This window comes from Georgenia muralis (assembly GCF_003814705.1).
Classification (GTDB): domain Bacteria; phylum Actinomycetota; class Actinomycetes; order Actinomycetales; family Actinomycetaceae; genus Georgenia; species Georgenia muralis.
Genome location: NZ_RKRA01000001.1, coordinates 1334491 through 1350798 on the forward strand (window position 1 = coordinate 1334491; position 16308 = coordinate 1350798).

The 16308-nt window shown below is 71.7% G+C and carries 13 protein-coding genes; 4 read left to right on the top strand and 9 right to left on the bottom strand.

Going from position 1 to position 16308, the window contains the following annotated elements:
- Positions 1-26: 26 nt before the first annotated feature.
- Positions 27-2636: a replicative DNA helicase gene (gene dnaB, locus EDD32_RS05905; RefSeq protein WP_211338745.1), complete on the bottom strand. Its 2610-nt coding sequence runs from the start codon at positions 2634-2636 to the stop codon at positions 27-29.
- A gap of 305 nt (positions 2637-2941) precedes the next feature.
- On the opposite strand from dnaB, the gene EDD32_RS05910 reads away from it, so the two are divergent.
- On the top strand, positions 2942-4336 hold the full coding sequence (locus tag EDD32_RS05910) for an MATE family efflux transporter (protein ID WP_425459473.1): 1395 nt from the start codon (positions 2942-2944) through the stop codon (positions 4334-4336).
- Positions 4337-4442: 106 nt separating this feature from the next.
- Positions 4443-4922 (top strand): VOC family protein, encoded by a 480-nt coding sequence (locus tag EDD32_RS05915; RefSeq protein ID WP_123915767.1) that lies wholly within the window; start codon positions 4443-4445, stop codon positions 4920-4922.
- Between the two features lie 62 nt (positions 4923-4984).
- On the opposite strand, the gene EDD32_RS05920 is transcribed toward EDD32_RS05915, so the two are convergent.
- The 6 genes from EDD32_RS05920 to EDD32_RS05945 all read right to left on the bottom strand — a co-directional run bounded on the left by EDD32_RS05920 (position 4985) and on the right by EDD32_RS05945 (position 9786).
- Positions 4985-5335, bottom strand: coding sequence for a VOC family protein (locus EDD32_RS05920; RefSeq protein WP_123915770.1), 351 nt, complete (start codon positions 5333-5335; stop codon positions 4985-4987).
- A gap of 140 nt (positions 5336-5475) precedes the next feature.
- Positions 5476-5925 carry a 50S ribosomal protein L9 gene (gene rplI / locus EDD32_RS05925; RefSeq protein ID WP_123915773.1) on the bottom strand — a complete coding sequence of 150 codons (450 nt, stop codon included), beginning with the start codon at positions 5923-5925 and terminating at the stop codon, positions 5476-5478.
- Positions 5926-5936: 11 nt separating this feature from the next.
- The gene (gene rpsR, locus EDD32_RS05930; RefSeq protein WP_123915777.1) at positions 5937-6173 is read right to left on the bottom strand and encodes a 30S ribosomal protein S18; all 237 of its coding nucleotides are present in this window, start codon (positions 6171-6173) and stop codon (positions 5937-5939) included.
- Between the two features lie 56 nt (positions 6174-6229).
- Positions 6230-6778, bottom strand: coding sequence for a single-stranded DNA-binding protein (locus EDD32_RS05935; RefSeq protein WP_123915779.1), 549 nt, complete (start codon positions 6776-6778; stop codon positions 6230-6232).
- Positions 6779-6827: 49 nt separating this feature from the next.
- The gene (gene rpsF / locus EDD32_RS05940; RefSeq protein ID WP_123915782.1) at positions 6828-7118 is read right to left on the bottom strand and encodes a 30S ribosomal protein S6; all 291 of its coding nucleotides are present in this window, start codon (positions 7116-7118) and stop codon (positions 6828-6830) included.
- Positions 7119-7326: 208 nt separating this feature from the next.
- On the bottom strand, positions 7327-9786 hold the full coding sequence (locus tag EDD32_RS05945; RefSeq protein ID WP_123915785.1) for a transglycosylase domain-containing protein: 2460 nt from the start codon (positions 9784-9786) through the stop codon (positions 7327-7329).
- A 334-nt stretch (positions 9787-10120) separates the two neighbouring features.
- Here EDD32_RS05945 and EDD32_RS05950 point away from each other — a divergent pair, with 334 nt between their 5' ends.
- Together EDD32_RS05950 and EDD32_RS05955 are read left to right on the top strand one after the other, a co-directional pair.
- Complete coding sequence (locus EDD32_RS05950) at positions 10121-10765, top strand: PadR family transcriptional regulator (RefSeq protein ID WP_123915788.1); 645 nt, start codon at positions 10121-10123, stop codon at positions 10763-10765.
- A complete protein-coding gene (locus EDD32_RS05955) occupies positions 10762-11841 on the top strand; it encodes an inositol-3-phosphate synthase (RefSeq protein WP_123915791.1) in 1080 nt (359 codons plus the stop codon). The genes EDD32_RS05950 and EDD32_RS05955 overlap by 4 nt, the downstream gene beginning before the upstream one ends.
- 335 nt (positions 11842-12176) lie before the next feature.
- Here the strand turns inward: EDD32_RS05955 and EDD32_RS05960 are convergent, their stop codons facing one another.
- Both EDD32_RS05960 and EDD32_RS05965 read right to left on the bottom strand, forming a co-directional pair.
- Positions 12177-13019 carry a hypothetical protein gene (locus tag EDD32_RS05960; protein ID WP_123915794.1) on the bottom strand — a complete coding sequence of 281 codons (843 nt, stop codon included), beginning with the start codon at positions 13017-13019 and terminating at the stop codon, positions 12177-12179.
- A gap of 442 nt (positions 13020-13461) precedes the next feature.
- Entirely contained in the window at positions 13462-16296 is a 2835-nt protein-coding gene (locus EDD32_RS05965; protein WP_246006000.1) for a cation-translocating P-type ATPase, read from the bottom strand.
- Positions 16297-16308 lie beyond the last annotated feature (12 nt).

Genomic DNA, 16308 nt, shown 5'->3' on the forward strand with positions numbered 1-16308 from the left:
CCCGGGCCGCGGCTGTCCTCCCGGCGCTACCGCGCCATGTCGACGAACCGGGAGTAGTGGCCCTGGAAGGCCACGACCACGGTGTCGGTCGGTCCGTTGCGGTGCTTGGCCACGATGATGTCGGCCTCGCCGGCGCGTGGGGACTCCTTCTCGTAGGCGTCCTCGCGGTGCAGGAGCATGACGACGTCGGCGTCCTGCTCGAGCGAGCCACTCTCACGAAGGTCGCTCATCATCGGCTTCTTGTCCGTGCGCTGCTCGGGACCACGGTTGAGCTGGGCGACCGCGATGACCGGCACCTCGATCTCCTTGGCCAGGAGCTTCAGCGCCCGGGAGAACTCGGAGACCTCCTGCTGGCGCGACTCCACCCGCTTGCCCGAGCTCATGAGCTGGAGGTAGTCGACGACGACGAGGCGGAGGTCGTGGCGCTGCTTGAGGCGCCGGCACTTCGCGCGGATCTCCATGAGCGACATGTTCGGGCTGTCGTCGATGAACAGGGGCGCCTCGGAGACCCGGCTCATGGCCGTCGCCATCCGGGTCCAGTCCTCCTCGCGCATGGTGCCCTTGCGCATGTTCTGCAGCGGCACCTGCGCCTCGGCGGAGAGCAGTCGCATCGTCAGCTCGGTCCGGCCCATCTCGAGGGAGAACACCACGGAGGTGAGGCCGTGCTTGATGGACGCCGACCGGCAGATGTCGAGCGCCATGGTGGAGTTGTGGGTCGGGATCATCGACCGTGAGGCGAGGTACAGGTGCGTGGGGTGGTCGATCTGGACGCACCGAACCGGGACTGCGTCGATGCGCCGAACGCCGGTGATGAAGCGCTCGGTGCGCCGCCCGGTAGCCGTGGTTCTCCGCTCAGCGTGGACGCGCTGCTTGCGGGTGAGCGCGAAGACCTGGTCGTCGGTGGTGAAGGTGATGGTGTAGGCGACAGACGTCTCGGCCAGGCGCCCCCGCACCGTCCTGGTCGACCAGCCGGTGCGGTACCCCAGGCTGTGCACCAGCTCCCGGACGTCATGCGCGAGGCGAGCACTGGTGACGGTGAACTGCACGGCGCCCGTAGGACTGACCGTGCCGTCGGTGTCGAGCAGGCCCGCGAGGAGTGCCCGACGCTGTCGCTCGCTCGCCCGGAGGTATGACTGGGGGATGTGCTTGCTGCCCAGGACTCCCAGCTTGCGCAGCAGCGCGTGGACGTTGCCGTGGTCGTGCCAGCACACCTGACACAGCCGGGACCCCGAGCTGTCCTTGCCACAGTCCGGGCACGCCGGACGGACCTTCTCCAGCAGAAGCGTCTTGCGCTTCCCCCCGCAGCTGCGGCCACACGTGCGTACGTGCGCCTGCTTGGACACGTAGGCGACGCCGCAGACGTCGCACGCGCGCTCCTGCGGGGCCGGCGAGGGCGGCAGTCCGATGGAGTAGTTCAGGCCGGCCCCGGCTCGCACCACATAGCCTGCTGCCTCGACGAGCGTGGCCACCTCTGGGTCCGCAGAAGTGAAACGGGCTCCGGCGCTGTGCCCGTCGCCCAGCCAGACGCCCAGGACGTACGCGTCGAGCGGCAGGTCGGCATCGGGAAGGATGATCGGAGCGGCGTTGGTGACCGAGTGGTTGAGGCGCCGGTCCGCCGTCGGGCAGCGCAGGGTGTTCGCGATCTCCTCGGTGGTGCGCACCTGGGCGAAGGTCACCTGGTTTCGGTAACCGTTGTACCCGGTGGCCGCCTGCTGCGCCGAACGCCGCGACGCCCTGGTCTCAGTCAGCCACTGGTGCTGCCCGTCGGCGACGATGGTCGTGCCGTCGTCGAACGTCACCTCGTAGCACGGGCGGTCCGTCATGACGTCGGTCGCCGCCACCACGGTGGTGGGCGTGCCGTCCACGGCGATGAGCTGGTCGCCAACAGCTACCTCACCCATCGTGGTCCAGCCAGTAGGCGTCGGCAGCGGCGTGTCCAGGGCGAGGGCCTTACCAATAGCTGGTCTCGCCGCGATAATGATCATCTGTCCGCCGTGCAAACCGTTGGTCAAGGCGTCCAGGTCGGCGAAGCCCGTGGGCACGCCGACCATCCCCTCCCCGCGGTTGGCGGCGTGCTCGATCTCCTCCATCGTGAGGTTGATGGTGTCCCGCAGCGGGACGTAGTCCTCGCTCGTCCGGCGCTCGGTCACGGCGTAGACCTCGGCCTGCGCCGAGTTGACGAGGTCGTCGACGTCGCCGCCCTCGGTGGCGTACCCCAGCTGGACGATGCGGGTCCCCGCCTCGACCAGCCGGCGCAGCACGGCCTGCTCACGCACGATGCGGGCGTAGTAGCCGGCGTTGGCAGCGGTGGGCACGGACGAGATGAGCGTGTGCAGGTAGGGCGCGCCGCCGACCCGGGCCATCTCGCCGCGCTTGGTCAGCTCGGCGGCGACGGTGACGGCGTCGGCCGGCTCACCGCGGCCGTAGAGGTCGATGATCGCCTCGTAGACCATCTCGTGCGCGGGGCGGTAGAAGTCGTTGCCCCGCAGCTCCTCGACGACGTCGGCGATGGCGTCCTTGGACAGCAGCATGCCGCCGAGGACACTCTGCTCCGCCGCCACGTCCTGGGGCGGGGTGCGGTCGAAGGACTCCCGCTCCTGGTAGGCGCGCGCCCCGACCTGCTCGTCAACCGACACGTGCGTCCTCCCACCCCGGGGCCCGTCCCCGGGCCCCGTCCTACATCCGGCCACCCACACCGGGCCGGCCGCGAGCACCACGTGGTGGCGCCCGCGCGACGTTAGGGCCTCAGCCTGGTGGGACCAAACGCCCCCTGTGCAGGGCGGCGACCTATTCTGTGGACGGCGTGTGGACGAGGGCCGCCCTGGTTGTGCACAGTCGGTGGACAAGAATGTGGGTAACCGTTTGCATCGCGCCGGTTCTGACGCGGCACGGCCCTCCACAGCCATGCACACACTGTGGACAGAAAGAGGTCGGTGGATCCGTGGACGACACGCCCGGGGACGGCTCCGACCCTCGACCCACCCCTGAGTCGCCCGGACGCACCGACCGGGTGGGCGGCGCCTCGATCGACCGGCAGATCCTCGCCCTGGCAGTACCGGCGCTGGGCGCGCTGGTGGCGGAACCGCTGTTCGTCCTCGTCGACTCGGCGATGGTCGGGCGCCTGGGCACCGCCGAGCTCGCCGGGCTGTCGCTCAGCTCGACCCTGCTCACCACCGTCGTCGGCGTCTTCGTCTTCCTCGCCTACGCCACGACCGCGGCCACTGCCCGACGTGTCGGCGCCGGCGACCGGGCCGGGGCCGTCGCCGCAGGGGTCGACGGGATGTGGCTGGCGCTTCTGCTCGGTGCCCTCTCCGCCGGCGCCGCGCTCCTCGCCGCTCCGTGGGTGGTCGCGGCGCTCGGCGCGCCGGAGACGGTCGTCCCGCACGCCGTCGCCTACCTGCGCGCGTCCGCGGCGGGTCTGCCAGGCATGCTCGTGGTCCTGGCGGCGACCGGCACGCTGAGGGGTCTGCTGGACACCCGCACGCCGTTCGTCGTCGCCGTGGCCGGGGCGCTGGCCAACATCGGGCTGAACTTCATCCTCATCTACGGCGCGGGTCTCGGGGTCGCCGGGTCGGGCTTCGGCACGGCGATCGCCCAGACGTCGATGGGGCTGGCGCTGGCCTGGACCGTCCTGCGGGGGGCCCGCAGCCTCGGGGTGAGCCTGCGCCCGCACGGCGCCGGGATCTGGGCGTCGGCCGCGCAGGGACTGCCGCTCATGGTCCGCACGCTCACGCTGCGCGCCGCGATCCTCGTGACGGTCGCCGTCGCGACATCCCTGGGGACGGTGGTCCTCGCCGCGCACCAGGTCGTCACCGCCATGTGGAGTCTCGCGGCGTTCGGGCTCGACGCCCTGGCGATCGCCGGGCAGGCACTCGTGGGACGCGGCCTGGGAGCCGGCGACCTCGCGACGGTACGCGCCGTCATGCGCCGCTCCCTGCAGTGGGGCGTCGCGGCCGGGGCCGGCCTGGGTGTGCTCTTTGCCGCCGGCGGGTGGTTCCTCGCGCCGCTGTTCACCGGGGACGACGACGTCCGGCTCGCCGCCGCCGTCGGCCTGGCGGTGGCGGGGGCCTGCCTGCCGGTGGCGGGGTGGGTCTTCGTCCTCGACGGTGTGCTCATCGGGGCCGGCGACGGTCGGTACCTGGCCTGGGCGGGCGTCGTCACGCTGGTGGTCTACGTCCCGCTCGCGATGGCGGTCGGGGCCTGGGCTCCGGGAGGGGCGGTCGGCACCGCCTGGCTCTGGGCGACCTTCGGCGGGGCCTTCATGCTCGCCCGGGCCGTGACCACAGGGCTGCGGGCCCGCGGGGAGACCTGGATGGTCCCGGGGGCCGCGCGCTGAGTGGCACCGGGGCTGGGCGGGGGCCGGCCGCGCGCTCTTGCCGCGGCGGCACCGGGCACGCGACCATGACGCCGATCCGCACGACCCGACCGACGGAGGAGGACCCGTGCGTCCGATCGTCCCCAACCTGTGGTTCGACACCGCGGCCGAGGAGGCCGCGAGCTTCTACGTCGGGGTGTTCGGTGGTGGGATCACCGCCGTCTCCCGCTACGGCCCGGACTCCCCCCGGGAGGAGGGGCTGGCCCTCACGGTCGACTTCACCCTCCAGGACCAGCGCTTCACCGCCATCAACGGAGGTCCGCAGTTCCCCTTCACCGAGGCCGTCTCCTTCCTCGTGCCCTGCGCGGACCAGGAGGAGGTGGACCGGTGCTGGGCGGCCCTGGTCGACGGCGGTGAGCCCCGCCCGTGCGGGTGGCTCAAGGACCGCTACGGGCTGTCCTGGCAGATCGTGCCGGACGCGCTGGGCGAGATGATGAGCGACCCCGACCCGGAGAGGGTCGCCCGGGTGACCCAGGCGATGCTCGCCACCCAGGGGAAGTTCGACGTCGCCGCGCTCAGGGCGGCCTTCGACGGCGTGGCGGGCTGAGGCCGGGTCGCCCGCACCGCCCGCGGATCCACCCCGCGCCCACCCGCTCGCTCGGCGCGGACCTACCCGGCGTGTGCCTGGACGACGCAGAACTCGTTGCCCTGGACGTCGGCGAGCACCGTCCAGCGGGCCCCGTCCTCGTCGAGGTCACCGAGCCGGGCGGCGCCGAGGCTCAGCAGGCGGGTCACCTCGGCCTCACGGTCGTCCGCCTCGAGGTCGAGGTGCACGCGGTTCTTCGCCGACTTCGGCTCCGGCACGGCGATGAACAGGTAGCGACCGCCCGGACCGGTCGCCTGGGCGAAGTCGGCCGAGGCGCCGTCGGCGACCGACAGCCCGAGGGCTGCCGCCCAGAACCGGGCGAGCTCCGCGGCGTCCTCGGCGTCGAAGGTCACGGACTGCACCGTCAGGCTCATGTCGCCACAGACTAGGCGCTGGGCCGGAGGCTGACGAGGCCAGGCCTGCGCGCGAGCCGCCGTGGACGCACCACGGCCCGCCCCCCAGGGGGACCGGGCCGTGACGTGGCTCCAGCGGGCCGGTGCGACCCGCCGTCGTCCTAGGCGGGGACGACCGTGACCTCGACGGTCGCCTGGAGGTCCTCGTGCAGCCGCACGGTGACCTTGTGCTCGCCGAGGGACTTGATCGGGGTCGGGACCTCGATGCGCCGACGGTCGAGCTGGGGGCCACCGGCCGCCTTGACGGCCTCCGCGATGTCGGTGGTGGTCACGGCGCCGAAGAGGCGGCCGCTCTCACCCGCGCGCACCGCGATGGTGACGGGGTTGGCCTGGAGACGGTCGCGGACGTCGCGAGCCTCCTCGATCGAGTGGATCGCGCGGGCCTTGCGGGCCGCGGTGATCTGGTCGACCTGCTTCTGGCCACCCTTGGTCCAGCGCGTGGCCAGGCCACGCGGGACGAGGTAGTTACGGGCGTACCCGTCCTTGACCTCGACCACGTCGCCGGCGGTGCCGAGACCGGTGACCTCGTGGGTCAGGATCAGCTTTGCCATGTCTGCCTCCCTCAGCGAGCCGAGCTCGAGTAAGGCAGCAGAGCCATCTCGCGGGCGTTCTTGACCGCCTTGGCGATGAGTCGCTGCTCCTGGACGGACACGCCGGTGACCCGACGGGCGCGGATCTTGCCGCGGTCCGAGATGAACTTCCGCAGCAGGGCGGTGTCCTTGTAGTCGATGTTGTCGATCTTCCCCGCCTTGAGCGGGTTGGCCTTCTTCTTCGGCTTGCGAAGAACGGGCTTCGCCATGGTGATGCTCCTCGATGATCCGTCCGGGTGCCGTGGCGCCCGGGCAAGCGTGTGTCTTAGAAGGGGGGCTCGTCGTTGAACGCGCTCGAGCCGCCCGTGGCCCAGGGGTCGTCGGCCTGGCCGCCGCCGGGCGCGGAGTACCCGCCACCCTGACCGCCGGTGGGGGCGTTGCTGAACCCGCCACCCTGGCCGCCGCCCTGGTTCCCGCTGTAGCCACCCTGGCCGCCGCCGCCGCCACCGCGCTGGGAGCGCGTGACCTTGGCCGTGGCGTAGCGCAGCGAAGGACCGACCTCGTCGACCTGCATCTCGACCACGGTGCGCTTCTCGCCCTCGCGGGTCTCGAAGGACCGCTGCACGAGCCGGCCCTGCACGAGGACCCGGGTGCCCTTGGTCAGCGACTCGGCGACGTTCTCCGCGGCCTCGCGCCAGACCGAGCAGCGCATGAACAGGGTCTCCCCGTCCTTCCACTCGTTGCTCTGGCGGTCGAAGGTGCGCGGCGTGGACGCCACGGTGAAGCTGGCCACGGCCGCCCCGGAGGGGGTGAATCGCAGCTCGGGGTCCGCCGTCAGGTTCCCGACGACGGTGATGACGGTCTCGCCTGCCATGTCCTTGCCTCCTGCTGGTGGGTGAGGGTGGTGCTCAGCGAGCAGTGGCTCAGTGAGCGTCCGGGCGGATGAGCTTGGTCCGCAGGATCGACTCGTTGAGGCCGAGCTGGCGGTCGAGCTCCTTGGCGAGCTCCGGCGTCGTCGTCATGTCGACGACGGCGTAGATGCCCTCGGAGCGCTTCTTGATCTCGTAGGCGAGACGACGCTTGCCCCAGATGTCGACGTTCTCGACGGTGCCGCCGCCGGTCTTGACGACCGTGAGCAGCTTGTCGAGCGACGGGGCCACCGTGCGCTCGTCGACCTCCGGGTCGAGGATGATCATCAGTTCGTACTGACGCATGCTTGATACCCACCTCCTCTGGACTTGAGCGGTCACGGTCCTTCCGTGACAGGAGGGTGATGCGTTCTCAGGTCCGTCCGCGTCCGCAGGTCGCGGGTGCGTACGGAACCAGCGGACAACATTACCGTAACGGCGTCGTCCGCCAGGACGTGGGGTTACCCACAGGTGCGGGCGCAGGGCCGGGGCTGCCGGCCCTGCGCCGCGGTGTTCACGAGCCCTGGCCCGCGAACCACTCCTCGAGACGGGCCGCAGCCGTGTCGACCGGGCCCTCCGTCGGCTGCTGGCCGGGCGCGTCGCCGGAGCCGCCCGGGAGGGTCGCGGTGGGTGTGGGTTCCGGCTCACCGTTCGGCGTCGGGTCCTGGCTGTCCGGGATGCCGTCGCCGTCGGAGTCCATCTGGTCCGGATCCTGGCTGTCCGGGGTCCCGTCGCCATCAGAGTCCATCTGGTCCGGATCCTGGCTGTCCGGGGTCCCGTCGCCGTCAGAGTCCATCTGGTCCGGATCCCGGCTGTCCGGGGTCCCGTCGCCGTCAGAGTCCATCTGGTCCGGATCCTGGCTGTCCGGGATGCCGTCGCCGTCGGAGTCCATCTGGTCCGGATCCTGGCTGTCCGGGATGCCGTCGCCGTCGGAGTCCGGCTCTTCCGTCGTCGGCTCCTCCGTGGGCGCCACCGTCGTCGGGGCGGGCGCCGGGGCCGGCTCGGGGCGGACCGGCTCGGAGCGCGCGGGGAACTCCAGGACCTCCATGCCCTCGGTCGCGACCATCATGTAGTCGCGCCAGATCTGGGTGGGGAAGGAGCCGCCCGAGATGGGCTCGACACCGCCGAACCCGGTGAGGATCTCCTCGGTGCCGTCCTCGCCGGGCTGGAACATGGCGACCGTGGTGGACAGCTGCGGGACGAACCCGGAGAACCACGCGGAGCGGTACTCGTTGGACGAGCCCGTCTTGCCCGCGGCGGGTCGACCGATCTCGCTGGCGGTGATCCCGGTGCCGGAGCTGACCACCTGCTGCATGGCATAGGTGGCGTCGGCCATCACCTGCTCGTCGAAGACGCGCTCGCCCTCGGTGTTGCCGGCAAAGACAGTGTTGCCGTCGCCGTCGCGGACCTCGGCCACGATGTGGGACTCGTGCCGCTCACCCTGGGCGGCGAAGGTGGCGTACGCCGTCGCGGTGTCTATCGGGTTCGGCGAGGCGGGCCCGAGCACGTTGGACGGCGTCGCGACGAGACCCGGGGTGTCCTCCGGGAGACCCGCGCGCGTGGCGACGTCGACGGTCTTCTCGGGACCGACCTCGACGTTCATCTGGGCGTAGACGGTGTTGACCGAGTTCTCCGTGGCCTCGACGACGTCGATCCAGCCGCGGTCGACCCGGTCGAAGTTCGAGACCTCGAAGTCGTAGCCGGGGATCGCCATCGGGGAGTAGCTCTGGAACTCCTCCTCGAGGGGCATGCCGGACTCCAGCGCCGCGACGAGTGTGAACGGCTTGAAGGTCGACCCGCCCTGGGCGACGGCCTGCGTGGCATTGTTCAGCGGACGCTCGACGAAGTCCGGCCCGCCGTACAGCGCCACGATGCCACCGGTGGCCGGGTCGATGGAGATCAGGGCGACCTGGTTGTTGGCCGGACGGTCGTCGGGCAGGTTGTCCACCGCCTGGACCGCGGCCTCCTGGTTGCGCTGGTCGATCGTGGTGACGATGCTCAGCCCGCGGGTCTCGATCTCCTCCTCGGACATGCCCGCCTTGTTCACGAGCTCGCCGCGGACCATGTCGAGCAGATACCCGTTCGTGCCGCCGAAGAGGTTCTCCGTGCTGGGGGCCACCGCCTCGGGGTACTGGGCCGCGTCTCGGTCCTCCTGGGTGATCCACCCGTCCTGGACCATGAGGTCCATGACCCGCTCCCAGCGCTCCTGGGCGCGATCGGGGCTCACCGCCGGGTCCCAGGCGCTCGGCGCCGGGATGATGCCCGCGATCAGCGCCGACTCGGCCGCGCTCAGCTCTGCGGCCGGCTTGTCGAAGTAGGCGTTCGCCGCCTTCTCGATGCCGTAGGCGCCGCGGCCGAAGTAGATCGTGTTGAGGTAGTTCTCGAGGATCTCGTCCTTGGTCTGGGACTGGTCGATCTTCAGCGCGAGGATGGTCTCCTTGAACTTGCCCAGGTAGCTCGTCGTCGTGCCGGTGTAGTAACGCTCTACGTACTGCTGGGTGAGCGTGGAGCCGCCCTGCGTGGGTAGCCCGCGCACGTTGTTCCACAGGGCCCGGGCGATGCCGCGCGGGTCCACGCCGTTGTTCTCGTAGAACCCGCGGTCCTCGGAGGCGATCACCGCCCCGGAGACGTGCTCGGGGAGGGTGTCCAGCGGCACGCTCGCGCGCTCGACCTCGGCGAAGGAGCCCATCGGGGTCTCGCCGTCCGCATAGTAGACGGTGGTGGACTGCGCCAGGGCGAAGTCGTCCGGCTCGGGAACGTCCGTCTGGGCGTACGCGGCGGCGAACAGGCCGATCAGGACGGCGGCTCCGGTCAGGGCGGCGCCGAGAACGACGCGCCAGCTCGGCAGCCAGCGGCCCACGGGCCCCTTGCCGCTGCGCGGGTAGTCGAGGAAGCGCTTCTTCGCCGGGGCGGTCCGGCCGCGCCGGGCTCCCGACGCGGTCGCGCGTCGGCCGTTGCTGGAGCTGCGTGCCACGTAGGCGCCTGCCTTTCGACGTCCCGCACGATCGTCGTGTCCTGGGGCGCCAGAGCGCGGTCGCGCGCCACCCTGCGGCCTGCGGGATGACCGCGCGGGGACGCCGCGCCGAGGCGCAGATCGAATCCCAGTATGCGTCAGACTCAAGCGCCGCGCGCTGGTCGGGCTCCAAGTGCGGTGCGGTTCACACGCGCGAGCGCGAGCGGCACGGGGCTACCGGTCGTCCATTGTGGCGGGTGGCGGTCACCTGAGATATATCGGTGCGATATGTTAGGGCGCTATCAGCTACCCGGCTGCCGGCTCCCGCCGTCCCATGCCCCGCCCAGGAGGTCCGTTGAGCACCCGCGCGCAGGTCCTCGAGCTGGCGATCCTCGGCCGGCTGAGCGAGTCACCCACGCACGGGTACGAGATCCGCAAGCACCTCAACGCCACGCTGGGCGCGTTCCAGACGCTGTCGTACGGCTCGCTGTACCCGGCCCTGAAGTCGTTGACCGCCAAGGGCTACATCGCGGCGTCGGCGAGCGAGCCCGGCTCGCTGGCCGGCCGGCGCGGGAAGATCGTCTACGAGCTCACCGGCGCCGGTCGCGCGCACCTCGAGGACGCGCTGGCCTCCGCCGGTCCCGCCGCCTGGGACGACGAGGCCTTCGACGTCCGCTTCACCCTCTTCGCGGAGACCGACGCGACCACGCGCCTGCGGATCCTCGAGGGCAGGCGCGCCCGCATGGTCGAGCGGATGGACATGCTGCGCCAGTCCTTCGGGCGGACGTCGCGCCGCATGGACGACTACACCCGCGAGCTCGCCCGGCACGGCCTGGAGCAGGTCGAGCGCGAGGTCGAGTGGCTGGAGAAGGTCATCGACACCGAGCGAGGCACCCGCGGGCCGCTCGACCTCAGGCCGGCGGCATCGGCTGCCCCCGACAACGCGGACGCCGCAGGCGATCCCGTCCACGCAGATACAACGAACAAGGAGCAAGCATGAGTGCTATTCGCGTCGCGATCGTCGGCGTCGGGAACTGCGCGTCCTCGCTGGTCCAAGGCGTGCACTACTACGCCGACGCCGACCCCGAGAGCACCGTCCCCGGCCTGATGCACGTCCAGTTCGGTGAGTACCACGTCCGGGACATCGAGTTCGTCGCCGCCTTCGACGTCGACGGCAAGAAGGTCGGCACGGACCTCGCCGAGGCCATCAACGCCAGCGAGAACAACACCATCAAGATCGCCGACGTCCCGCCCACCGGCATCAACGTCCAGCGCGGTCACACGCTCGACGGTCTCGGCAAGTACTACCGGGAGACCATCGAGGAGTCCGGCGCCGAGGCGGTCGACGTCGTCGCCGCCCTCAAGGAGGCCCGGGCCGACGTCGTCGTCTGCTACCTGCCCGTGGGCTCGGAGGACGCGGCGAAGTTCTACGCGCAGTGCGCCATCGACGCCGGCTGCGGCTTCGTCAACGCCCTGCCCGTCTTCATCGCCGGCACCAAGGAGTGGGCCGACAAGTTCACCGCGGCGGGCCTGCCCATCGTGGGCGACGACATCAAGTCCCAGGTGGGCGCCACGATCACCCACCGGGTGCTCGCGAAGCTGTTCGAGGACCGCGGCGTCATCCTCGACCGGACGTACCAGCTCAACGTCGGCGGCAACATGGACTTCAAGAACATGCTCGAGCGCGACCGGCTCGAGTCCAAGAAGATCTCCAAGACGCAGGCCGTGACGTCCAACCTCCAGCACGACCTCGGTGCCAAGAACGTCCACATCGGCCCCTCGGACTACGTCCAGTGGCTCGACGACCGCAAGTGGGCCTACGTGCGCCTCGAGGGCCGCGCCTTCGGTGAGGCCCCCATCAACCTCGAGTACAAGCTCGAGGTCTGGGACTCCCCGAACTCCGCCGGCATCATCATCGACGCCGTCCGTGCGGCGAAGATCGCCATGGACCGCGGCATCGGTGGGCCCCTGCTCTCCGCGGCGTCGTACTTCATGAAGTCCCCGCCCGAGCAGCGCCCCGACGACCTCGCCCGCGAGTCGGTCGAGGCGTTCATCTCCGGCGACCTCGAGCGCTGACCCGGCTGGTCGGGGGGCTCCGCCGGCAACCGCCACGCCTGAGCGGCAAGGAGGAGCGGTGCGGATCCGTCCTCCCGGTGCGGTCCTCCGCCGAGCGGTGGGGAAGAAGTGATCGACGGGGATGTTCCGGTGGCGATCTGCCGCCGGAACGTCCCCGTCCATCGACCCGCCACTACCGCGGCCGTCGCCAGCGCCCCTCCGCAAGCGGCCGGTCGAGCGCGTTTCACGTGACTCGGGCGCTCCCCGCGGAGCAGCGCGGCCCACAGAGCCGCAGAACCCCGGTCCATCCGCGCGTCCTCAGCGCCGACACCACCTGGCCGGCGGTGCGGCAGGGATCACCGGCGATGTGCGACCACCGGTAGCGCAGGGTCAGCTCGCCGCGCTCGAGGAGCACCGCGTTGTCCCGCCACGTGTCGGCGTCCGTCCGCCCACCTGGATGCCCGAGCTGCCCGTCCATCTCGACCCGCAACCGCGAACTCCGGGTACCAGCCGTCCGACCGGATCCGCCGCCCGTCGACGACGTCCCGCTTCTGCAGGCGGCACGGTGGTAACCCATGACGGCGGGCCACATCCCGGACATACCGGTGCTCCATCGGTGACTCGACGCCCGCCCCCGTCTCGGTGAGCAGGTCGGTGAGCAGGCTCCGACCTCTCAGCCGGCCACGCCCGCGGGATGCTCTCGAGATCTCGGTCACCGTCACGTGGGCGCGTGCGGCGGTGGCGAGGAGCGCCACGCGGTCATCAACCGTCGTCAGCTCCTCCCACACGTCGAGGACGGCCTCCGCGGGCAGGACGGCTGCGAGCGGTCCGAGGACCGGCGGCATGCAACGACGGCGACGGATGCGAAGGCCGGGCTGGTGCACGACGCGTCGCCGCCACGGCACGGCGATGTCGAGCACACGCGGGGCGTCGACCGTCAGTCCCCAGACGAACGCGGCCGAGCGGTGACTGAGCGCGGCCCCGGGCCCCGCGTAGAGCAGTGCGCCGAACGTCCGGGTCCGCCAGGGCACTGGGCCGGAGTGGGTGACCGCCACCCCGGGGTAGAGGCGCTGCCACGCTCCGGAGCTGACCTTCTCGGCGAGGTGGCCGGGTGCGAAGCCCACCTCCACGAGCTGCCGACGCGAGACGGCGCCCGCCTGGAGTCGCGTCAGCTCTGCGATCTCGGACGGTGTTGTCATCGGCGCATCGTGGTGCCGCCGGCGGGCGGCGACGTGGGTCCACCGCCTGCGTGGTGGACGAGCGGGACGGACGACAGGTGGTGGAGGGGACTCGCGGCCAGGCTGGCGGCAATGAACGGGGAGGAACCGGCGGACCGGGTCACATCCGACGGCCCACGACCGCCGAAAGCTCCCCGACAATCGCCCCGCTCTCAGCACGCCACCCCAGGGCGCGACCGGGGAGGAACCGGCGGACCGGGTCACATCCGACGGCCCACGACCGCCGGAACATCCCCACAAACCGCCCCGCTGGCGGAGCCGCCCGCGGAGCCGCCCGCTGAACCGCCCGAGGTCAGCGGACGAGCGCGGCGACGGCGCCGGTGCCGTGCCGGTGCAGCGCCCGCACGAGCAGGCCGCGGTCCTGGACGTCCCGTCAGCTCCCACGCACCCGCGGACGTTCCCGTCAACTCCGGCGGGCGCGCGCCCGCGCCCGTACCCGCGCCCGCCACAGCCCCTTGCGCACCTCGTCGAACCACAGCACCGCGGACGCCGCCGCCACGCACACCGCCCATTGCCAGCCGTCGAGCGCCGCGGTGCCGAAGGCGCTCTGCAGCACCGGCACGTGCACGACGAGGAGCTGCAGCACCACCGCCAGTCCCACCGACGCCCACAGCCACGTGTTGGTGAACAGCCCCCGGAACGCCGAGGTCGTCTCCGAGCGCGAGTTGAACGCGTTGAACAGCTGTGCCAGCACGAGCGTGGTGAACCCCGCCGTGCGCGCCACCTCGAGAGAGTCGGCGCCCACCACCAGCCCGCCGGGCAGGACGGCACGCTCGACGAGACCGCCGGGGAGGAACACGTCGATGGTGAGCAGCGTCGCGAGCGCCATGACCAGGCCGATCGTCAGCACGCCGGTCCACATCCGCCGGTCGATGATGCGCTCGCTGAGCCGCCGGGGCGGACGGGCCATGACGTCGTCGATCTCCGGGTCGACCCCCATCGCGAGCGCGGGCCCGGAGTCCGTGACGAGGTTGATCCACAGGATCTGGGTGGCCAGGAGCGGCACGACGACGGCGTCGTCGCCCGCACCGGCGAGCCCGATGACGCCTGCGAGGACGACGCCGAGGAAGACGGTGAGGACCTCGCCCATGTTGGAGGAGAGCAGGTAGCGCAGGAACTTGCGGATGTTGTCGAAGATGACCCGGCCCAGGCGGACGGCGACGACGATCGTGGCGAAGTTGTCGTCGCCGAGGATCATCTTCGAGGCCTCCTTCGTGACCTCGGTGCCCGTCACGCCCATCGCGATGCCGATGTCGGCGGACTTCAGGGCCGGGGCGTCGTTGACGCCGTCGCCGGTCATCGCCACGACCTGACCGTCGGCCTGGAGCGCGTCGACGATGCGGAGCTTGTGCTCGGGCGCCACCCGGGCGTAGACGGAGTGCTCGCGCACGGTCGAGATGAGCTCCTTCGCCGACATCTCCTCGAGCCGGGCGCCGGTGACCGCCCGTTCCCCGGCGACGGCGATGCCCAGGTCCGTAGCGATCCGGGCAGCGGTGGAGGGGTGGTCACCGGTGATCATCATGACCCGCACGCCGGCCCGGTGGGCCTCGGCGACGGCGGCGGCCGCCTCGGGCCGGGGCGGGTCGATGATCCCGACCACGCCGAGGTAGACGAGGTCCCGCTCGACGCTCTCGTCGAGGTCGTCGGCGTGCGCGCCGGCGTCGACCCGGCGGTAGGCGACCCCGAGCGTGCGGAACGCCTGGGCGGACAGGGCCTCGACGTCGGCGAGGGCCTGCTCGCGCCGGGCGTCGTCGAGGACCTCGACGCCCTCGCCGACCTGCAGCCCGGTGCACCGGCCGAGGAGGACGTCCGGGGCGCCCTTGGTGACGATCGCCCAGGGTCCCGGGCCGGCGGGGTCCACCAGCGCCGTCATGAGCTTGCGTTCGGAGGTGAAGGGGACCTCGCCGCGCCGCTCGACGCCGCCGACCCGGTCGCTGGTGCCCGCGAGCTTGCGGGCCGCGACGAGGAAGGCGGCCTCCGTCGGGTCGCCCTGGATCTCCCAGACACCGTCGTGCTCGCGGAGCTGGGCGTTGTTGGCGAGCGTGCCGCCGCCGAGCACCATGACCGCCTCGCGCAGGACCATCGGGTCGGTGGCGTCGCGCCCCACCTGGCGCACGGTCCCCTCGGGCCGGTACCCGACGCCGGTCAGCTCGAGCTCGCCCGAGGCGGTCCGCACCCGCTGCACGGTCATCTCGTTCTTCGTGAGCGTGCCGGTCTTGTCGGAGGCGATGACCGAGGCCGAGCCGAGGGTCTCCACGGAGTGGAGCCGCTTGACGACGGCGTTGCGCCCCGCCATCCGCTGCACACCGATGGCCAGGACCACCGAGAGGATGGCGGGCAGTCCCTCGGGCACCGCGGCCACGGCGAGGGAGACACCGAGCAGCAGCACCGTGACGAACCCGGTGAGCGTGGTGACCTCGTTGACGAGCGCGGTGACCACCATGACCACCACCGCGATGGCGACGACGGTCCCCCCGAGGAGGCGGGAGACGGCGGCGATCTCACGCTGCAGCGGGGTGGGGTCCTCCTCCGTGGAGTCGAGCATCTCGGCGATCGCGCCCATCTCGGTCGCCATGCCGGTGGCGGTGACCACCGCCCGTCCCACCCCCTGGGCGACGGCGGTGCCGCGGTAGACCATGTCCAGCCGGTCACCCAACGAGGCCGGGGCGGGCAGGGTCGCCGGGTCCTTGAGCACCGCCTCGCTCTCCCCGGTCAGGGAGGCCTCGGCCACCCTCAGCCCCGTCGCGGTGACGAGCCGGGCGTCGGCCCCCACGGCGTCGCCCTCGCTCAGGACGAGCACGTCGCCACGGACGAGCTCGGCCGATGGGACGGTGAGCAGCTCACCGTCGCGCAGGACGGTCGATGCCGAGGCGGTCATCGCCGCCAGCGCGGCGACGGCGTCCTCGGCCCGGCTCTCCTGGACCAGGCCGAGGACGGCGTTGAGGACGACGACGGCGAGGATGACCACCGCGTCGACCGGGACGCCGTCGGCACCCTCGGCGAACCACGCCGCCACCGAGATGACCACCGCGACCAGCAGGAGGTAGACGAGCGGGTCCTGGAACTGGCGCAGCACCCGGCGCCACAGCGGGACGGGCGGGGTCGGGCGCAGCTCGTTGGGGCCGTCCCGCTCGAGCCGGCGGGCCGCCTCGGTGCCGGTGAGCCCGAGGGCCGGGTCGACCCCGAGCCCCGCCGCGACGTCCGCCGCGTCACGCACGGAGCAGTCGGTGGTGTCCACCCCTGACAGTCT